13 protein-coding genes are annotated in these 14,844 nt (G+C 61.3%); 2 read left to right on the top strand and 11 right to left on the bottom strand.

Going from position 1 to position 14,844, the window contains the following annotated elements; genetic code table 11:
* Nucleotides 1–3: 3 nt before the first annotated feature.
* The 5 genes from U5G49_RS16975 to U5G49_RS16955 all read right to left on the bottom strand — a co-directional run bounded on the left by U5G49_RS16975 (nucleotide 4) and on the right by U5G49_RS16955 (nucleotide 5,727).
* A complete protein-coding gene (locus tag U5G49_RS16975; protein ID WP_018243278.1) occupies nucleotides 4–1,194 on the bottom strand; it encodes an efflux RND transporter periplasmic adaptor subunit in 1,191 nt (396 codons plus the stop codon).
* Between the two features lie 613 nt (nucleotides 1,195–1,807).
* Complete coding sequence (locus U5G49_RS16970) at nucleotides 1,808–2,779, bottom strand: ABC transporter substrate-binding protein (RefSeq protein WP_018243277.1); 972 nt, start codon at nucleotides 2,777–2,779, stop codon at nucleotides 1,808–1,810.
* Nucleotides 2,780–2,838: 59 nt separating this feature from the next.
* On the bottom strand, nucleotides 2,839–3,966 hold the full coding sequence (locus U5G49_RS16965; protein ID WP_018243276.1) for an ABC transporter permease: 1,128 nt from the start codon (nucleotides 3,964–3,966) through the stop codon (nucleotides 2,839–2,841).
* Nucleotides 3,963–4,892 carry an ABC transporter permease gene (locus tag U5G49_RS16960; protein WP_018243275.1) on the bottom strand — a complete coding sequence of 310 codons (930 nt, stop codon included), beginning with the start codon at nucleotides 4,890–4,892 and terminating at the stop codon, nucleotides 3,963–3,965. Before U5G49_RS16960 ends, U5G49_RS16965 begins: the two co-directional genes overlap by 4 nt.
* Nucleotides 4,893–4,950: 58 nt before the next feature.
* A complete protein-coding gene (locus U5G49_RS16955) occupies nucleotides 4,951–5,727 on the bottom strand; it encodes an ABC transporter ATP-binding protein (protein WP_193445019.1) in 777 nt (258 codons plus the stop codon).
* A gap of 94 nt (nucleotides 5,728–5,821) precedes the next feature.
* Here U5G49_RS16955 and U5G49_RS16950 point away from each other — a divergent pair, with 94 nt between their 5' ends.
* On the top strand, nucleotides 5,822–6,235 hold the full coding sequence (locus tag U5G49_RS16950) for a cupin domain-containing protein (RefSeq protein ID WP_018243273.1): 414 nt from the start codon (nucleotides 5,822–5,824) through the stop codon (nucleotides 6,233–6,235).
* A gap of 58 nt (nucleotides 6,236–6,293) precedes the next feature.
* On the opposite strand, the gene hydA is transcribed toward U5G49_RS16950, so the two are convergent.
* Genes hydA through U5G49_RS16935 form a run of 3 tightly spaced genes read right to left on the bottom strand, consistent with a single transcriptional unit; the run spans nucleotide 6,294 to nucleotide 9,642 of the window.
* Nucleotides 6,294–7,748: a dihydropyrimidinase gene (hydA, locus tag U5G49_RS16945; RefSeq protein WP_012758671.1), complete on the bottom strand. Its 1,455-nt coding sequence runs from the start codon at nucleotides 7,746–7,748 to the stop codon at nucleotides 6,294–6,296.
* Between the two features lie 26 nt (nucleotides 7,749–7,774).
* Complete coding sequence (locus U5G49_RS16940; protein WP_193445020.1) at nucleotides 7,775–8,392, bottom strand: hypothetical protein; 618 nt, start codon at nucleotides 8,390–8,392, stop codon at nucleotides 7,775–7,777.
* Nucleotides 8,389–9,642 (bottom strand): Zn-dependent hydrolase, encoded by a 1,254-nt coding sequence (locus U5G49_RS16935; RefSeq protein WP_130717618.1) that lies wholly within the window; start codon nucleotides 9,640–9,642, stop codon nucleotides 8,389–8,391. The genes U5G49_RS16940 and U5G49_RS16935 overlap by 4 nt, the downstream gene beginning before the upstream one ends.
* A 276-nt stretch (nucleotides 9,643–9,918) precedes the next feature.
* Here U5G49_RS16935 and U5G49_RS16930 point away from each other — a divergent pair, with 276 nt between their 5' ends.
* On the top strand, nucleotides 9,919–10,596 hold the full coding sequence (locus U5G49_RS16930; protein WP_018243269.1) for a TetR family transcriptional regulator C-terminal domain-containing protein: 678 nt from the start codon (nucleotides 9,919–9,921) through the stop codon (nucleotides 10,594–10,596).
* Nucleotides 10,597–10,601: 5 nt separating this feature from the next.
* On the opposite strand, the gene U5G49_RS16925 is transcribed toward U5G49_RS16930, so the two are convergent.
* The 3 genes from U5G49_RS16925 to U5G49_RS16915 form a co-directional block, all read right to left on the bottom strand.
* On the bottom strand, nucleotides 10,602–13,169 hold the full coding sequence (locus U5G49_RS16925; RefSeq protein WP_193445021.1) for an HWE histidine kinase domain-containing protein: 2,568 nt from the start codon (nucleotides 13,167–13,169) through the stop codon (nucleotides 10,602–10,604).
* The gene (locus U5G49_RS16920) at nucleotides 13,166–13,702 is read right to left on the bottom strand and encodes a biliverdin-producing heme oxygenase (RefSeq protein ID WP_026188502.1); all 537 of its coding nucleotides are present in this window, start codon (nucleotides 13,700–13,702) and stop codon (nucleotides 13,166–13,168) included. The genes U5G49_RS16925 and U5G49_RS16920 overlap by 4 nt, the downstream gene beginning before the upstream one ends.
* A 141-nt stretch (nucleotides 13,703–13,843) precedes the next feature.
* Complete coding sequence (locus U5G49_RS16915; protein ID WP_112904733.1) at nucleotides 13,844–14,743, bottom strand: LysR family transcriptional regulator; 900 nt, start codon at nucleotides 14,741–14,743, stop codon at nucleotides 13,844–13,846.
* Between the last annotated feature and the right edge of the window lie 101 nt (nucleotides 14,744–14,844).

The following is a 14,844-nucleotide window of genomic DNA, read 5'->3' as shown; positions in this document are numbered from 1 at the left end:
TCTTTAGTTGGAAGCCGGGAGCTGTTCACGCACCGGCGTGATGTGGTCGCCGTCGCGGACGTAAGCGCCCGCCTTGGCCACGACCTCGTCGCCGGTCTTCAATCCATTGATGACCTCGACATAGGCGCCGTCCTGGATGCCGGTCTCGATCTTGGCGAATTTCACCACGCCGTCCTCGACTTTGCGGGCGGAGGAACCTTCGTTGCCGGTGAGTACCGCGGTCAGGGGAAGCGCTACGCCTTGCGTCTCGCGCACGATGATCTCGGCGCTGCCATACATGCCGGAACGCGCCTTGCTGTCATCATCGATGGAGATATGGACGAGGCCAAGGCGGGTAACCGGATCGACAGTCGGCGAAACCAGGCGGACGGCGCCCGAAAGCTTGTCGCGGCTGCCGGAAAGCGAAATTGTTGCCTTTTGGCCGGCCATGATCCTGACAACATCGCTTTCGGCGACCTCAGCGACAAGCTCGATATCGCCATCGCGGATGATGGTGAACAGCGGATCGCCATTGCCAGCGGCAATGGCGCCGACCTTGGCGTTCTTTGCCGAGACCGTGCCGGCGACCGGCGTCTTCACATCGGTGCGCGCCAACTTCAAATCTGCATCGGCGATCTGGCTGTCGAAGACCTTGAGATCCGCTTCGGAGACCTCGATCGCCTGTTCGGCGGAGACGACGCGGGCATTGGCTGCGGCGGCAGTCGCATCGGCCTGTTCGACCTGGGCGGTGGAAACGGTGCCCTTCTTGCCCATTTCCTGGGCGCGGGCCTGCTGCTGCCTTGCCTGTTCGGCATTGGCCTGCGCCTCGATGAGCTGGGCGCGCAGCTGGGCGAGGCTTGCCTCGCCCTTGGCCTTCGTCGCCATCATCTGGCTCTTTTCCAAGACCAGTGCGTCATCGTTGAGCGTCGCCAGCGTGCTTTCCGCCTGAACCTTGTCGCCGACATCGGCTTTCAGCGTGCGAATCGAGAGGCCTTCGACCTGCGGCTGGATATAGACTTCCTCGACGGGCTTGACCGTTCCTGTGCCGATGACACGGTCGACGAGGGTGCGGTTCACCGCCGTGGTGACGACGATCGCCGGCAGGTTCTGCTGCGGTTTTGCGACCGGCGCTTCCTGCGATAATGCGGTAGATGCAGCAAGTACCGCTGCAAAAAGAGTAAAGGCGCCTAGAATTCCAATCGGCTTGCGTGCCATGCGTCTTCGTCCAATCTTATGATAAGGTTGGCCGAACTCGAGCGTCTGCCACTCAGCGCGCGATCAGGCCACTGCCCTTCCTGCATTCTCAGAGGTATCCGCCGATCCTTTGCCGTCTTCATCCCTCGTCGGCAAATTCGGCTTGTAGGTGGTATCGATTTGCTCGATCTACAAGTCCGGCAGAAAACAATTCCCCATTAGGCGATAATAATTACCATTCTGACGTCAATCAATCACCGCAAGGTTATGTCAACATTACGAAGATTGATCGCGCCTCTATCTCTAAGACGTTTGACGCCCGATAAATGCGACAGTTGCAAGGGATTTTTTTCGGTTGCCGGCTGCTGATGATTTAGGCCGGCCGGCCTCAAATCTGAATCACCATCCAAATCAAATAAATAGAGCACGATGTCGTCCGAAACCCGCGTACACTTTTCGGCATCATGCTCCAGAGCATGTCGCGCAAAAGTGTGCAGCGGTTTTGCGATATCGACATGCGTAAAAACAAAGACCTAAAGCGCAACAAGCGAAATTGAAAGATCGCGACGCGCTTTAGAAAAAGATAAAACGCGCGGGAAAACTCCCGCGCGTTTCGCTTGGCATCTTGCCGAAACTACTTGGAAGCGGCGTCGGTGATGTCGTGCGTCCAGGCGCCTGATGGCTCCTTGCTGATGATCTTCTGGTCGAGCAGCGCCTTTGCCGTGCGGGCATAGAGCGCCTCATCCAGCTTGCCGGAGCTGTCGCCGACCAGCTTGGCGACTTCACCCATCATGCGCTTCTGATGGTTGTCGTCCTGGCCGCCATTGTCCATGACGATCTCGGCGGCTTCGTCGGGATTCTCGGTGGCATATTTCCAGCCCTTCATCGAAGCGCGGACGAACTTGACCATCTTCTCCTTGAAGGCCGGGTCCTTCAGCTTGTCTTCCATGGCATAGAGGCCGTCTTCAAGAAGGTCGTTGCCCATTTCAGTGTAATTGAAGACCGTCAGTTCTTCCGGCTTGAAGCCGGCATCGATCGCCTGCCAGTATTCGTTATAGGTCATGACGGAGATGCAGTCGGCCTGCTTCTGGACGAGCGGCTGCACATCGAAGCTCTGCTTCAGCACGGTGACGCCGTTCGGACCGCCTTCTGTGGACAGGCCGAGCTTGTTCATCCAGGCGAAGAAGGGATACTCGTTGCCGAAGAACCAGACGCCGAGCGTGTGGCCCTTGAAGTCGGCTTCGGTCTTGATCGGGCCGTCCTTGCGGCAGACCATTTCCAGGCCAGCCTTCTGGTAGGGCTGGGCGATGTTGACGAGCGGAACGCCCTTTTCGCGGGCAACCAGGGCGCCGCCCATCCAGTCGACGATGACATCGGCGCCGCCGCCGGCGATCACCTGCTCGGGGGCGATATCGGGGCCGCCTGGCTTGATGTCGACGTCGAGGCCTTCCTCCTTATAGAAGCCCTTGTCCTTGGCGACGTAGTAACCGCCGAACTGGCTCTGCGTGACCCATTTCAGCTGCAGCACCACCTTGTCGGCGGCCATGGCATGGGCCGATGCAAGCGACATCGCGCTCGCCATCATTGCAACCATCAACTTTCTCATTTTCTTATCCTTACCCTCTGAAGTTATGCCCGGGATCCGTTTCTGGAGCCCGTGCGCGCCTAGCCACCACGGATAGACGGATGCCAGAACGTCACCGCCCGTTCGGTCAGGGCGATGATGCCATAGAAGATCGAGCCGGCCAGCGCCGCGACGGCGATTTCCGCCCAGACCATGTCGACATTCATGCGGCCGATCTCGGTGGAGATGCGGAAGCCCATGCCGACGATCGGCGTTCCGAAGAATTCCGCAACGATGGCACCAATCAGCGCCAGCGTCGAGTTGATCTTCAGTGCGTTGAAAATGAAGGGCATTGCCGCTGGAAGCCTGAGCTTCAGCAGCGTCTGCCAATAGCCTGAGGCATAGGTGCGCATCAGGTCGCGCTCCATGCTGCCGGAGGCGGCAAGGCCGGCGACGGTATTCACCAGCATCGGGAAGAAGGTCATGATGATGACGACGGCGGCCTTCGACGGCCAGTCGAAGCCGAACCACATGACCATGACAGGGGCGACGCCGATGATCGGCAGGGCCGAAACCATGTTGCCGATCGGCAGAAGGCCGCGGCGCAAGAAGGCGATGCGGTCGGCGAGCACCGCGACGACGAAGCCACTGAGGCAGCCGACGATATAACCGATCAGCACCGCCTTGAAGATCGTCTGCCTGACGTCCGCGCCGAGGATCGGCAGCGACGCCATGAACCGCGCGCCGATGGCGCTCGGTGGCGGCAGCAGGATGAAGGGAACGCCGGCGCCACGCGTGACCGCCTCCCAGAGAATGAGGATCCAGGCGCCGAAGATCGCCGGGATCAGCAACTGCAGTGTCGACTTGCCGAAAGTGGTGACGGGCTGCAGTTTCGACAGCTCGGTGACGCATCGCCAGGCAAGCAGCCAGCAGGCGAAGAGCAGTAGGAAGAAAGCCCGCGTCCCTGCGCCCTCGTTGCCGGAAAGAGCGGAAAGCAGCATCCAGGCGGCGCCATGCGCGCCGATAAACAGCACGGTGGCTCGATAGGCCGGCGGTTGCGGCGCTAGGGACAGCAGGGCAGCCGCGATGACGATGATGAAGATGAGGCTTGCCGTGCCGTCGGTGAGGGGTCGCGTCGCGCCCTCGGCCAGGAGCGGCAGGGCCGTCAGTGCCCCGATGCAGAGGAGGAGAGCAACCACGCCTTGCCAGGAGAAGGTCAGATGTCTCATGCTGGCCTCCCGCCCATGGCGCGGTCGACGATTTTCGCCGCAACGCCGACAATCGCAACCAGGATGCCGGCCAGCAGCGATCCGGCGACAAGTGCCGCCCAGATATCGATGGTCTGGCTGTAATAGGAGCCGGCGAGCAGCTTCGAGCCGATGCCGGCGACAGCACCCGTCGGCAACTCCCCGACGATGGCGCCGACGAGGCTGGCGGCGATCGCAACCTTCATCGAGGTGAAGAGGAAAGGGATCGACGCGGGAACGCGCAGCTTCCAGAAGGTCTGCATCGGGCTGGCATAGTAGGTGCGCATCAGGTCGAGATGCATGATCTCGGGCGAACGCAGACCCTTCACCATGCCGACGGCGACCGGAAAGAAGGAGAGGTAGGTGGAGATCAGCGCCTTCGAGACGAGGCGGGAGGCGTCGGAATCGAGATTGAGGAGATGTGCAACGGCATTGTCGCCGGTCAGCACGTTATAAGAGATGATGACGATCATCGGCGCGATGGCGAGGATCGGTATGGTCTGGCTCGCCACCAGCCAGGGCATCAGCGAGCGGTCCATGGCGCGGTTATGGACGATCAATACGGCGAGAAGGATGCCGAGCAGCATGCCGAAGCCGAATCCGAGCAGAGTGGAGGAGAGCGTTACCCAGCTGTGATAGACGAGGCTGCGGTTGCTCGAAAGGCTGCGCAGGAAGGTGTTCTCGTAGACGTTCTGCGCCACCTGGTGCGGCGCCGGCAGGATCGGCTTCGGCTGGGCGAGCGTCTTGCCGATGAATTCGAGGGTCGAAGGTGTGGCGCCGGCGCGGCCGTCCATGTCGCGCTGGAACGGCGCGTTCATGAGGATGGCGGCGACATACCAGATGACGACGAGCGCCAGCAGGATGGTGGTGACGGGGACGATCTTGTCCTTGAGGGTGTCGGCTTTCATGGGATTCGCTCCCATGTGGTGTTGAGCCTGCAGAGCCCGGAAATCAAACCCCTATTCCTCATGCGTGCCCCGTCCTCAGCCCTTCGCGGACGCGATGGGCAATCTCCAGGAACTCGGGAGTTTCGCGGATGTCGAGCGGGCGCTCGGCCGGCAGGGTCGAGTCGATGATATCGGTCACGCGGCCCGGGCGCGGAGACATCACCACGATCTTGGTCGAGAGATAGACCGCCTCGGGGATGGAATGAGTGACGAAGCAGATTGTCTTGTTGGTGCGGGTCCAGAGTTTCAGCAGCTCTTCGTTCAGATGGTCGCGCACGATCTCGTCCAGGGCGCCGAAGGGCTCGTCCATCAACAGCAGGTCGGCGTCGAAGGCGAGCGCGCGGGCGATCGAGGCGCGCTGCTGCATGCCGCCGGAAAGCTGCCAGGGGAATTTCTTCTCGAAGCCCGAAAGACTGACGAGATCGAGCGCTTCGGCGACGCGCCTCGTCCGGTCGGCGCTGGAATAGCCCATGATCTCCAGCGGCAGGGCGATGTTGTTTTCAATGGTGCGCCAGGGATAGAGCGCCGGCGCCTGGAAGACATAGCCATAGGCACGGGCCTTGCGGGCTTCCTCCGGCGTCATGCCATTGATCAAAATCTCGCCCGAAGTGCTCTTTTCGAGATCGGCGATGACACGCAGGAAAGTGGTCTTGCCGCAGCCCGATGGACCGATGAAAGAAACGAAATCGCCCTTGCGGACGTCGAGATTGACATTGCTCAGTGCACGCACCGGGCCGTCATTCGCCTGGTAGGTGAGACAGAGATCCTTGGCGGATACGACGGAGGGTGCTTGCATCAATGCGACCAGTCTTGTTTTCCCCGCGGGAGCGCGGTTTGCATGTTATCATTACCGCCGGTTTTATCGACGACACACTCCATGGAGGATGAGGATGGACGCGACATCAAAGCCCACCTGCCACATCGTTCGCCCCAATCATGCCTATGACGGCAAGCAGGGGCTCAGCTATTTCGCAGGCATCGCCGCCGAGACGGTCGGCGCCAAGGGTATCTGCATGCACCTTCTGACGATCCCGCCAGGCGTCCGCGCCAAGGCGCATCTGCACGAGGCGCACGAGACGGCGATCTACATGCTCTCCGGCGAGGCCCATACCTGGTACGGAGACGAACTTGAGCATCACGTCATCGTCCATGCCGGCGAACTTTTCTATATCCCGGCCGGTGTGCCGCACCTGCCGGCGAACCTCAGCAGCACGCCGTGCACGGCGATCATCGCGCGCACCGATCCGAACGAGCAGGAAAGCGTCGTGCTTCTGCCGGAGTTGGACGCTTTGGTGCCGGCGTGAGGTCATTGGCATAGAGGAAGCGGTCTCCGATTGATGGCCGTATCGTCATGCGCCATCGTCATACGCCGCTTGCCGGAATGCCGCTGCGAGTCACCTTGCGCGGCGCGGTGATGTCCTTCCACTGGGAAAGCGCCTTGCTGACAGCCGTGACCGGCTCGCGCCTGACGAATTCGCCGTGGCCCTCGCGGGTCTTGATCGCGCCTTCCTCGATCGCCACGACGCCGCGTGTCAGCGTGTAGCGGGGCAGGCCGGTTACTTCCTTGCCTTCGAAGACGTTGTAGTCGATCGCCGACTGCTGGGCCTTGGACGAAATGGTCTTGGAACGTTGCGGGTCCCAGACGACGATGTCGGCATCGGCGCCGACAAGGATCGCGCCCTTCTTCGGATAGATGTTGAGAATCTTGGCGATGTTGGTCGAGGTGACGGCGACGAATTCGTTCATCGTCAGCCGGCCGGTGTTGACGCCATGCGTCCAGAGCATCGGCATGCGGTCTTCGAGGCCGCCGGTGCCGTTCGGGATCTTGGTGAAATCGCCGACGCCGAAGCGCTTCTGCGCCGTGGTGAAGGCGCAATGGTCGGTGGCGACCACCTGCAGCGAGCCGGAGGCAAGGCCTGCCCAAAGCGAGTCCTGATGCTGCTTGTTGCGGAAGGGTGGCGACATCACCCGGCGAGCCGCATGATCCCAGTCGGGATTGGAATATTCGCTCTCGTCGAGCGTCAGGTGCTGGATCAGCGGTTCGCCATAGACACGCATGCCTTTGGCGCGGGCGCGGCGGATCGCCTCGTGTGCCTGTTCGCAGGAGGTGTGGACGATATAGACCGGGCAACCGGCCATATCGGCGATCATGATGGCGCGGTTGGTGGCTTCGCCTTCCACCTCGGCCGGGCGGGAATAGGCATGCGCCTCGGGGCCGTTATTGCCCTCGGCGAGCAGCTTTGCCGACATCGAGGCGACGACGTCGCCGTTTTCGGCGTGCACCAGCGGCAGAGCGCCGAGTTCGGCGCAGCGCTGGAACGACGCGAACATCTCGTCATCGTCCACCATCAGCGCGCCCTTGTAGGCCATGAAGTGCTTGAAGGTGTTGATGCCCTTGTCGCGGACGATGGTCTCCATCTCCTTGAAGACCTGCTCGCTCCACCAGGTGACCGCCATGTGGAAGGAATAGTCGCAATTGGCGCGGGTCGATTTGTTGTCCCACATGGTCAGCGCCTCGAGCAGCGACTGGCCGGGGGCGGGCAGGGCGAAATCGACCACCATCGTCGTGCCGCCGGAAAGGGCGGCGCGCGTGCCGCTTTCGAAATCGTCGGAGGAATAGGTGCCCATGAAGGGCATTTCGAGATGCGTGTGCGGATCGATGCCGCCCGGCATGACGTAACAGCCGGTCGCATCCAGCGTCTCGTCGCCCGAGAGGTTCGGCCCGATCTCGATGATCTTGCCGCCGTCGATTTTCACGTCAGCCTTATAGGTCAGGTCGGCGGTGACGATGGTGCCGTTCTTGATGACAGTGGTCATGGCTGCTGTTCCTTTTCCCTGCGGTCTTATTGCTCTGGCGGCTCTGTTGCCATTGTCGGCGTGCCTTTTCTAAAGAGCGCTGAACCCTTGGCAACAAGGCTGTAGACTGCCTCTTCACTCAACTCATCGGCCAAGTCATGCTCTTCCTCATAATGCCAGTCGGGCCGCTCAACGACATCGGCGCCGCCGACTGACAAGGACCAAAAACCATCGCTTTCGCGAAAGTAGAAATCCTTGCCATCGATCAGTCCGGTTGCTTGTATGGGTTGGCTGCCTTTGGGACGTTCGATCAAGATTCCGGGCATGGGAGGGCCGAGTTCGATCCGAACGACACCGGGCCCAGGCCCAGAGATATAGTAGGTTTGGTGGAGCGAATCTGGGGCTCGGTCATCTGAATCGGCCAGTTGAACCCCAGAAGGTTTATATCGCCAAAAACTCGATATTTGCGGAAGCCTGATCCGCTCGCCTGCCGTATTGATGCCAATGTAGAATATCTGCACACCAGGGACGTCGCCCCACGGTCCTTCGCTCACTGGCGTCACATTGGCGGTGGCCCATGCGAGGTCGTCGGCAGTTCGCTGAATTCCGAACTTAAAGGCATCGGCATAGTCGAGATAAGTCGTTGGCAAGTCTGGCGCCATCACACCACAATCTCCGCCGTCTCCACCACCGCATGGAATAGCACATCGGCTCCCGCCATCGCCCATTCCTTGGAGATTTCCTCAGCCTCGTTATGCGAGAGCCCGCCGACGCAGGGGCACATGACCATCGTTGCAGGAGCGACCTTGGCGGCCCAGCAGGCGTCGTGGCCGGCGCCGGAGATGATGTTCATGTGGCTATAGCCGAGCCGCTCGGCGGCTTCGCGCACCGACGTGACCAGTTTCGGATCGAAGGTGATCGGCTCGAAGTGGCCGATCGCTTCGATGGAACAGCCGACACCGAGCGCATCGGTGATCTCAGGCGCCTTCGCCTCGATCTTTGCCCGCATGCGATCAAGCTTCTCCTTGTCAGGCGAGCGGATGTCGACGGTGAAGACCACTTTGCCGGGCAGCACGTTGCGCGAATTCGGCGAGAAGAATACCTGTCCGACGCCGCCGACGGCGCCCGGCTGTTCGCCCATCGCCACGTCCTGGACCATTTCCAGAATGCGGGCCATGGCGAGACCGGCATTGACGCGCAGGTTCATCGGTGTCGAACCGGTATGGGCTTCCTTGCCGGTCAGCGTGAATTCCAGCCACCAGAGGCCCTGGCAATGGGTGACGACGCCGATCTGCTTTTCCTCGGCTTCGAGAATCGGCCCCTGCTCGATGTGATATTCGAAATAGGCGTGCATCTTGCGGGCGCCCACTTCTTCATCGCCGACCCAGCCGATGCGCTTCAGTTCGTCGCCGAACAGATTGCCGTCGGGGTCCCTGCGGTTATAGGCAAAGTCCAGGCTGTGCACCCCGGCGAAAACGCCTGACGCCAGCATGGCAGGGGCAAAACGCGCGCCTTCCTCATTCGTCCAGTTGGTAACGACGATCGGATGTTTGGTCTTGATGCCGAGATCGTTCATGGTGCGGACGACTTCGAGGGCCGCAAGTACGCCGAGCACACCGTCATATTTGCCGCCGGTCGGCTGGGTGTCGAGATGCGAACCGACATAGACGGGCAGGGCATCGGGATCGGTGCCCGGGCGGGTGGCGAACATCGTGCCCATGCGGTCGATACCCATGGTCAAACCGGCATCGTCACACCATTTTTTGAAAAGGCTGCGGCCCTGCGCATCGGCATCCGTCAGCGTCTGGCGATTGTTGCCGCCAGCGATGCCGGGGCCGATCTTCGCCATGTCCATGAGACTGTCCCAGAGACGGTCGCCATTGACGCGCATGTTCTCGCCTGGTGCTGCCACCATTCTTTATGCCCTCACCTGTTTGCGGCAGTCATGCAAAGAGGCATGCCCGCCTGTTCCCGTGGTCCTTTCCTGCGCCCCCTTATTGGTTTTGTCGAGCGCCGGAAAATCGCCAGTTGCCTTTGTTTTGCATCTGACGGATAATTTGACCGATTGGTAAACATTACAACTTCCACCGCCGGGCTCAAGACGAAAATCACGAAAATTGCTGATAAAAATGCGGGCAGTTGCTCAAGGACGCGGCGAGGGTCGTCCCCAACCCAAATTTGAGCGAAGAAGTTGAATTTCAAGGGGAAACGACAGCCTGTGACCATACCGAGAGCAGCGAAAACCCTGAGGCGGACGCGAATCCAGGAGGAGAAGGAAGAGCAGATCCTGGAAGCGGCGCTCGACGTGTTTTCGGCAAGCGGCTTCCGCGGCTCGACCATCGACCAGATCGCCGAAGTGGCCGGCATGTCGAAACCCAACCTGCTCTATTACTTCCGCACCAAGGAAGCCATGCACCGGGCGCTGATCGACCGGGTGCTCTACACCTGGTTGGAGCCGTTACGGGCCTTCGACGCCGAGGGCAATCCCGAAGCGGAAATCCGTAGCTACATCCGTCGCAAGCTGGAAATGGCGCGCGACTTTCCGCGCGAAAGCCGGCTCTTCGCCAATGAGGTGCTGCAGGGCGCGCCGCATATCGAGGACGAGCTGAAGGGGCCGCTGAAGGAGTTGGTCGATGAGAAAGCCGAGGTCATCCGCGCCTGGGCGAAAGCCGGCAAGATCGTCAAATGCGATCCCTACCACCTGATCTTCTCCATCTGGTCGACGACGCAACATTACGCCGATTTCGACGTCCAGGTGCGTGCCGTGCTGGGGCAGGAACATTCCGGCGAAGGGCGTTTCGAGGATGCGGCGCGGTTTCTGGAACAGCTCTTCATCGGCGGGCTGCGACCGGATCCCCTTGGCGGCTGAGAGTTTTACCCTCTCCTCGGAAGCGGCACCCGGGCAAGAATATCCGTCACGCCTTCCATCGTATAAGGCTTCTGTAGCACAGGCGCGTCCGAGTGGCTGTTTGCCTGGGCGATGCCTTCCCCATACCCCGTGGCAAAAACGAAGGGCACGCCATCGGCTGCCAGCCGGTCGGCAATCCCGAAACTCGTCTCATCGCCAAGATTGACATCGAGAAGCGCCAGATCGAAGGACTGGCCGGCGAGAATTTCCATCGCCTCAGTGACACTTGGTGCCGTTGCTACGTTGGCGCCCAGGCGGCGCAGGATGTCTTCGCCATCCATGGCGATGATCAGATTATTTTCCACCAGTAGCACGTTCAGGCCGGAGAGCGGCTGATCGTCGGGAATCGTCTTGCGTCCGGTCGCTCCGACCGGAAGCGGATTTGACCGTTCGCTCGTCGGGCCGACGACATGTCGCGCCGGAATAGAGAAATCGGCCTCGAGCCCATCCTCGACGTAGCGGACCTCCGCCTTGCCGCCAAGGTCATAGGGGATCGAGCGGCGGATGATGGTCGAACCGAAGCCATGACGTTTGGGTTCGACGACGGGCGGGCCATCCTTTTCGCGCCAGCCAATGCGCAGATTACCCTCGTCGTCGCGATGCCAGCGGAGTTGGACCGTGCCGCTGCCGGTACCGGAAAGGCTGCCATATTTGGCGCTGTTGGTCATCAGCTCATGGAAGACAAGGGCGGCGGTGGAAAAAGCCTGCGGTTCCAGCAGCACGTCCTCGCCGCCCATCTGAATGCGTTGCGCATTTTTCCCGAGATAGGCGGCGGTCTCTGCCAGCAGCAATTGCCGGAGCGAAGCGGGCGCCCAATGATCGCGGGTGATCTGGTCGTGGGCGCGGGCGAGCGACTGGATGCGGCCCTCGAGCTGGCGAATGTAATCGCCAAGGCTGACCGACGTTGCCTGCGACTGCCGAATGATGCCGGTGATGAGGCTCAATATGTTGCGGACGCGGTGGTTCAGCTCGGCGATCAGCAATTCCTGGCGCTCGTTTGCCGTCTGGCGCGCCATGCTGACCTCGTCGGTGAGGCGCAACACCACCTCGATCAATGTGACGCGGATGGTTTCGGCGACACGGCGCTCGGCTTCCGTGAAGGGGAGGGAGCGGCCACGCACCAGTTCCGACCAGGCCTCGAAACTCTTGCGCGGCGTCAGCCGCGGACCATTGGGCCCGTATTCCACCGGCTTGTGCGGGTCGCCGCCCCAGCGAACAGTGCGCACCAATTCCTGACGGAAAAGCACGACATAATCGCGCGGCGATCGTGAGATCGGGATGGCGAGCATGCCTGCCACCGTATCGTCGACCTCAAGATCCGGATAGGTTTCTGCGAGCCTGTCCACGGCGTAGATGCGGCCGGCGGCGTTGCGGTTGAGGTGTCGGACGAGGGCTGCGAAACTTCTCTCATCCGGCCCGATGCCGGCAAGTGCCAGTCGGCCGTTGATCCAGACGCCGATCCCGTCGGCAGGAATGGCGTCGGCGAGCGCCTCGATCAGCCAAGCCGGATCGTCGAGCAGGCTGGCATTGTCTGCGACGGAGGTGAGAAGCCGGTCGGCGATGCGGCGCGCCTTGGTCTCGTAATCGAGAGCCAGTCGCCGTTCGCGGCTTTCAAGGCGCGAGGCAAACATCTGGCCGAAGAGTTCGGCGGTGGAGCGGCTTTGGGCCGAAGGCAGACGTGGACCGTAGTGGTGGCAGGCAAATAGGCCCCAGAGCTTGCCGTCGACGACGATCGATATGGAAAGCGAGGCGCCAACGCCCATGTTTTTCAGATATTCGATATGGATCGGCGAGACTGAACGCAAGACCGACATGGAGAGGTCGAGCGGCTCGCCGTGCTCGTCGAGCGGCGGCAGGATCGGGACCGGGACGGAGTCGACATCGGCAATGATTCGGAACAGGTTGCGCAGATAAAGCGCGCGCGCCTGAACCGGAATGTCGGAAGCCGGATAGTGCAGCCCGAGGAACGATCCGATGCCGGCCCGGGCGGCTTCCGCCACCACTTCGCCGGAACCGCTTTCGTCGAAACGGTAGACCATGACCCGATCGAAGCCGGTGAGCGCCCGCGCCTGTCTTGCGCCTTCGCGGAAGAAAGCTTCCAGTGTTTCCGTGTGATCGAGGCGGGACATCATGCTGCGCATGGAGAGCGACGCAGCGTCGTGCCGGTCTTCCTGGCAGCGCTCGCCTTCGATGATGACCTGACCTTCGTTCAGATGCACGGCAAGGTCGAACCTGTTTTGATCGGGCGTCAGAGCAATGCCGAAAATACGCTCGACGACGTAGGAACCGCGCAGCGTGGTAAGTTTGTTGCGGATTGCGTGGAGTGCTTCGGGGCTGATCAGAGAGATAACGGGACGGCCGAGCGCATTGGCCTCTGTCACTCCGAGAAACTCCGCCAGATTTGCGGAGGCGCGGATGACAATCCAGTCTGAGGATACCGCCAAGAGAAAGCCGAAGGGCTGGACCGAGCCGAGCTGGTGGATCGGCTCACGGTCGCAATTGGTGAGATCGACGGGTTCGTGCGTGCCGCTCATGGGACGGCTTCCAGTTCGACTTGCCCCGCTTTGAGGAAGAGATCGAAGACATCGCGGGCTGCGGCGACAGCAGCACCGGGATCGTCCACCTTGCTCGCGTCAAGACGATCCATGAAAAGCCGCATGGCGCCCTTCGGCCCTTGCGGGCTCAAGTAGCTGCTGGGCAAGTGGTCAGGCACGGCCTTGGCGAGCAGCGCGCCGCCGAGCTTGGAGCCCTCAAGGACATAGGCGGCACCCCAGACTGCCGCTTCGCAGCGCAATGCCGGTCGCGGAAGCGGTACGGGCAATCGATCATCGAGTTCCCTTATATCGGCGGCCAGCAGATGCGCGCGTCTTCGTTCCGGCCAGTCCGGCAGCAGGCTGTTGATTCCGGCTTCCTCAAGCGCATGTTCGACTGATGGTACGACCCGGGCATGCGCGCGCAGGAACGCTTTGTAATCCTGGGTGCGTGAGAGGTTGAAACTGCCGAAGAGGGTGTCGACCGCGGCGTGGCAATCTGCAGTTTGTGCGCGGAGGGCGCTGCGAAGTGACATGCTGACGTTTTTCCGAGTGATATGGCCGCCGCCCAAAAGGGACGACGAACTAGCGGATATACTGCGGCATCGCGTTATTTCCAGAGAAACGCCTAGGAATAACATGGGTTTCTCGCCGCTCGCAGACGCGCGGCGAGCGCTTCAGCCCATCATTGCCGGCAGCCCCGCGGCGAGCGTATCAATCGCGAGCCGCACCTTCGGCAGCATCACCGGGGAGCGCAGCCAAACGGCATGGGCATCGAAGACATTGGCCGGTTCATGCTTCAACACCTGAATGAGCCGGCCCGCCAGCACCTCCTCGCGGACCAGCCAGCAGGGCAGCCAGGCAAGACCGCGCCCGGCGACGGCCGCATCGGAAATCGAAGCGAGGTCGTCGAGCCGCAGTCGCGCCTTTGGCGCCAGCCGCCGCCCGGGATCGGCTGCAGTCGGAAAGATCCAACCCTTGTCATCGTCGCCCCGCCTGTAGACGATGCCTTCATGCTGGGGAATATCGAAGACTGTCTGCGGCGCGCCATGTTTTTCCAGATAGGCGGGTGATGCGCAGACGGTCATGCGCTGGCGGGCGATCGCCCGGGCCATCAGATCCGGATTGTCCTTCAGCGGTCCGTTGCGGATGACAAGATCGAAGCCGTCCTCGAGCAGGTCGACGATGCGGTCGTTGAAGGAAAGGTCGAGTTCGAGGTTCGGGTGTTCATCGAGCAGGCGTGCGAGAATCGGCGCGATGCAATGGCGGCCGAAGAGCACGGGCATCGAGATGCGCAATCGGCCGCGCACATCGCGCCGGCCGGATTCCAACATGGCTTCGCCCAGGCGGATTTCCTCGACCGCCCGCAGGCAGCGCTCGTAGAAGAAGCGGCCTTCCTCGGTCAGGCTCTGCATGCGCGTCGTACGGTTGAAAAGCCGCACGCCGAGACGCTGTTCCAGCCGTGCGATGGTCTTGCCGACCGCCGAACGCGTGAGATGAAGCCGCTCGGCAGCGGCCGAAAAGCCACCTGCCTCGACGGCTTCGACAAAGATCGAGATACCCTTCAACTGTTCCATTTGTTTCCTTCTTGGAACCATTCTGGAGAATAAATATCGCAACTGGTGCGAAATATTCAACGATATGGTTTCGGCTCCCTGCAATGGACAAGGAGCAAGAC

It is taken from the genome of Rhizobium indigoferae (assembly GCF_034554815.1).
GTDB lineage: Bacteria > Pseudomonadota > Alphaproteobacteria > Rhizobiales > Rhizobiaceae > Rhizobium > Rhizobium leguminosarum.
Note: the sequence above shows the minus strand (reverse complement) of the source record. Positions and strands in the feature narration are given on the sequence as shown.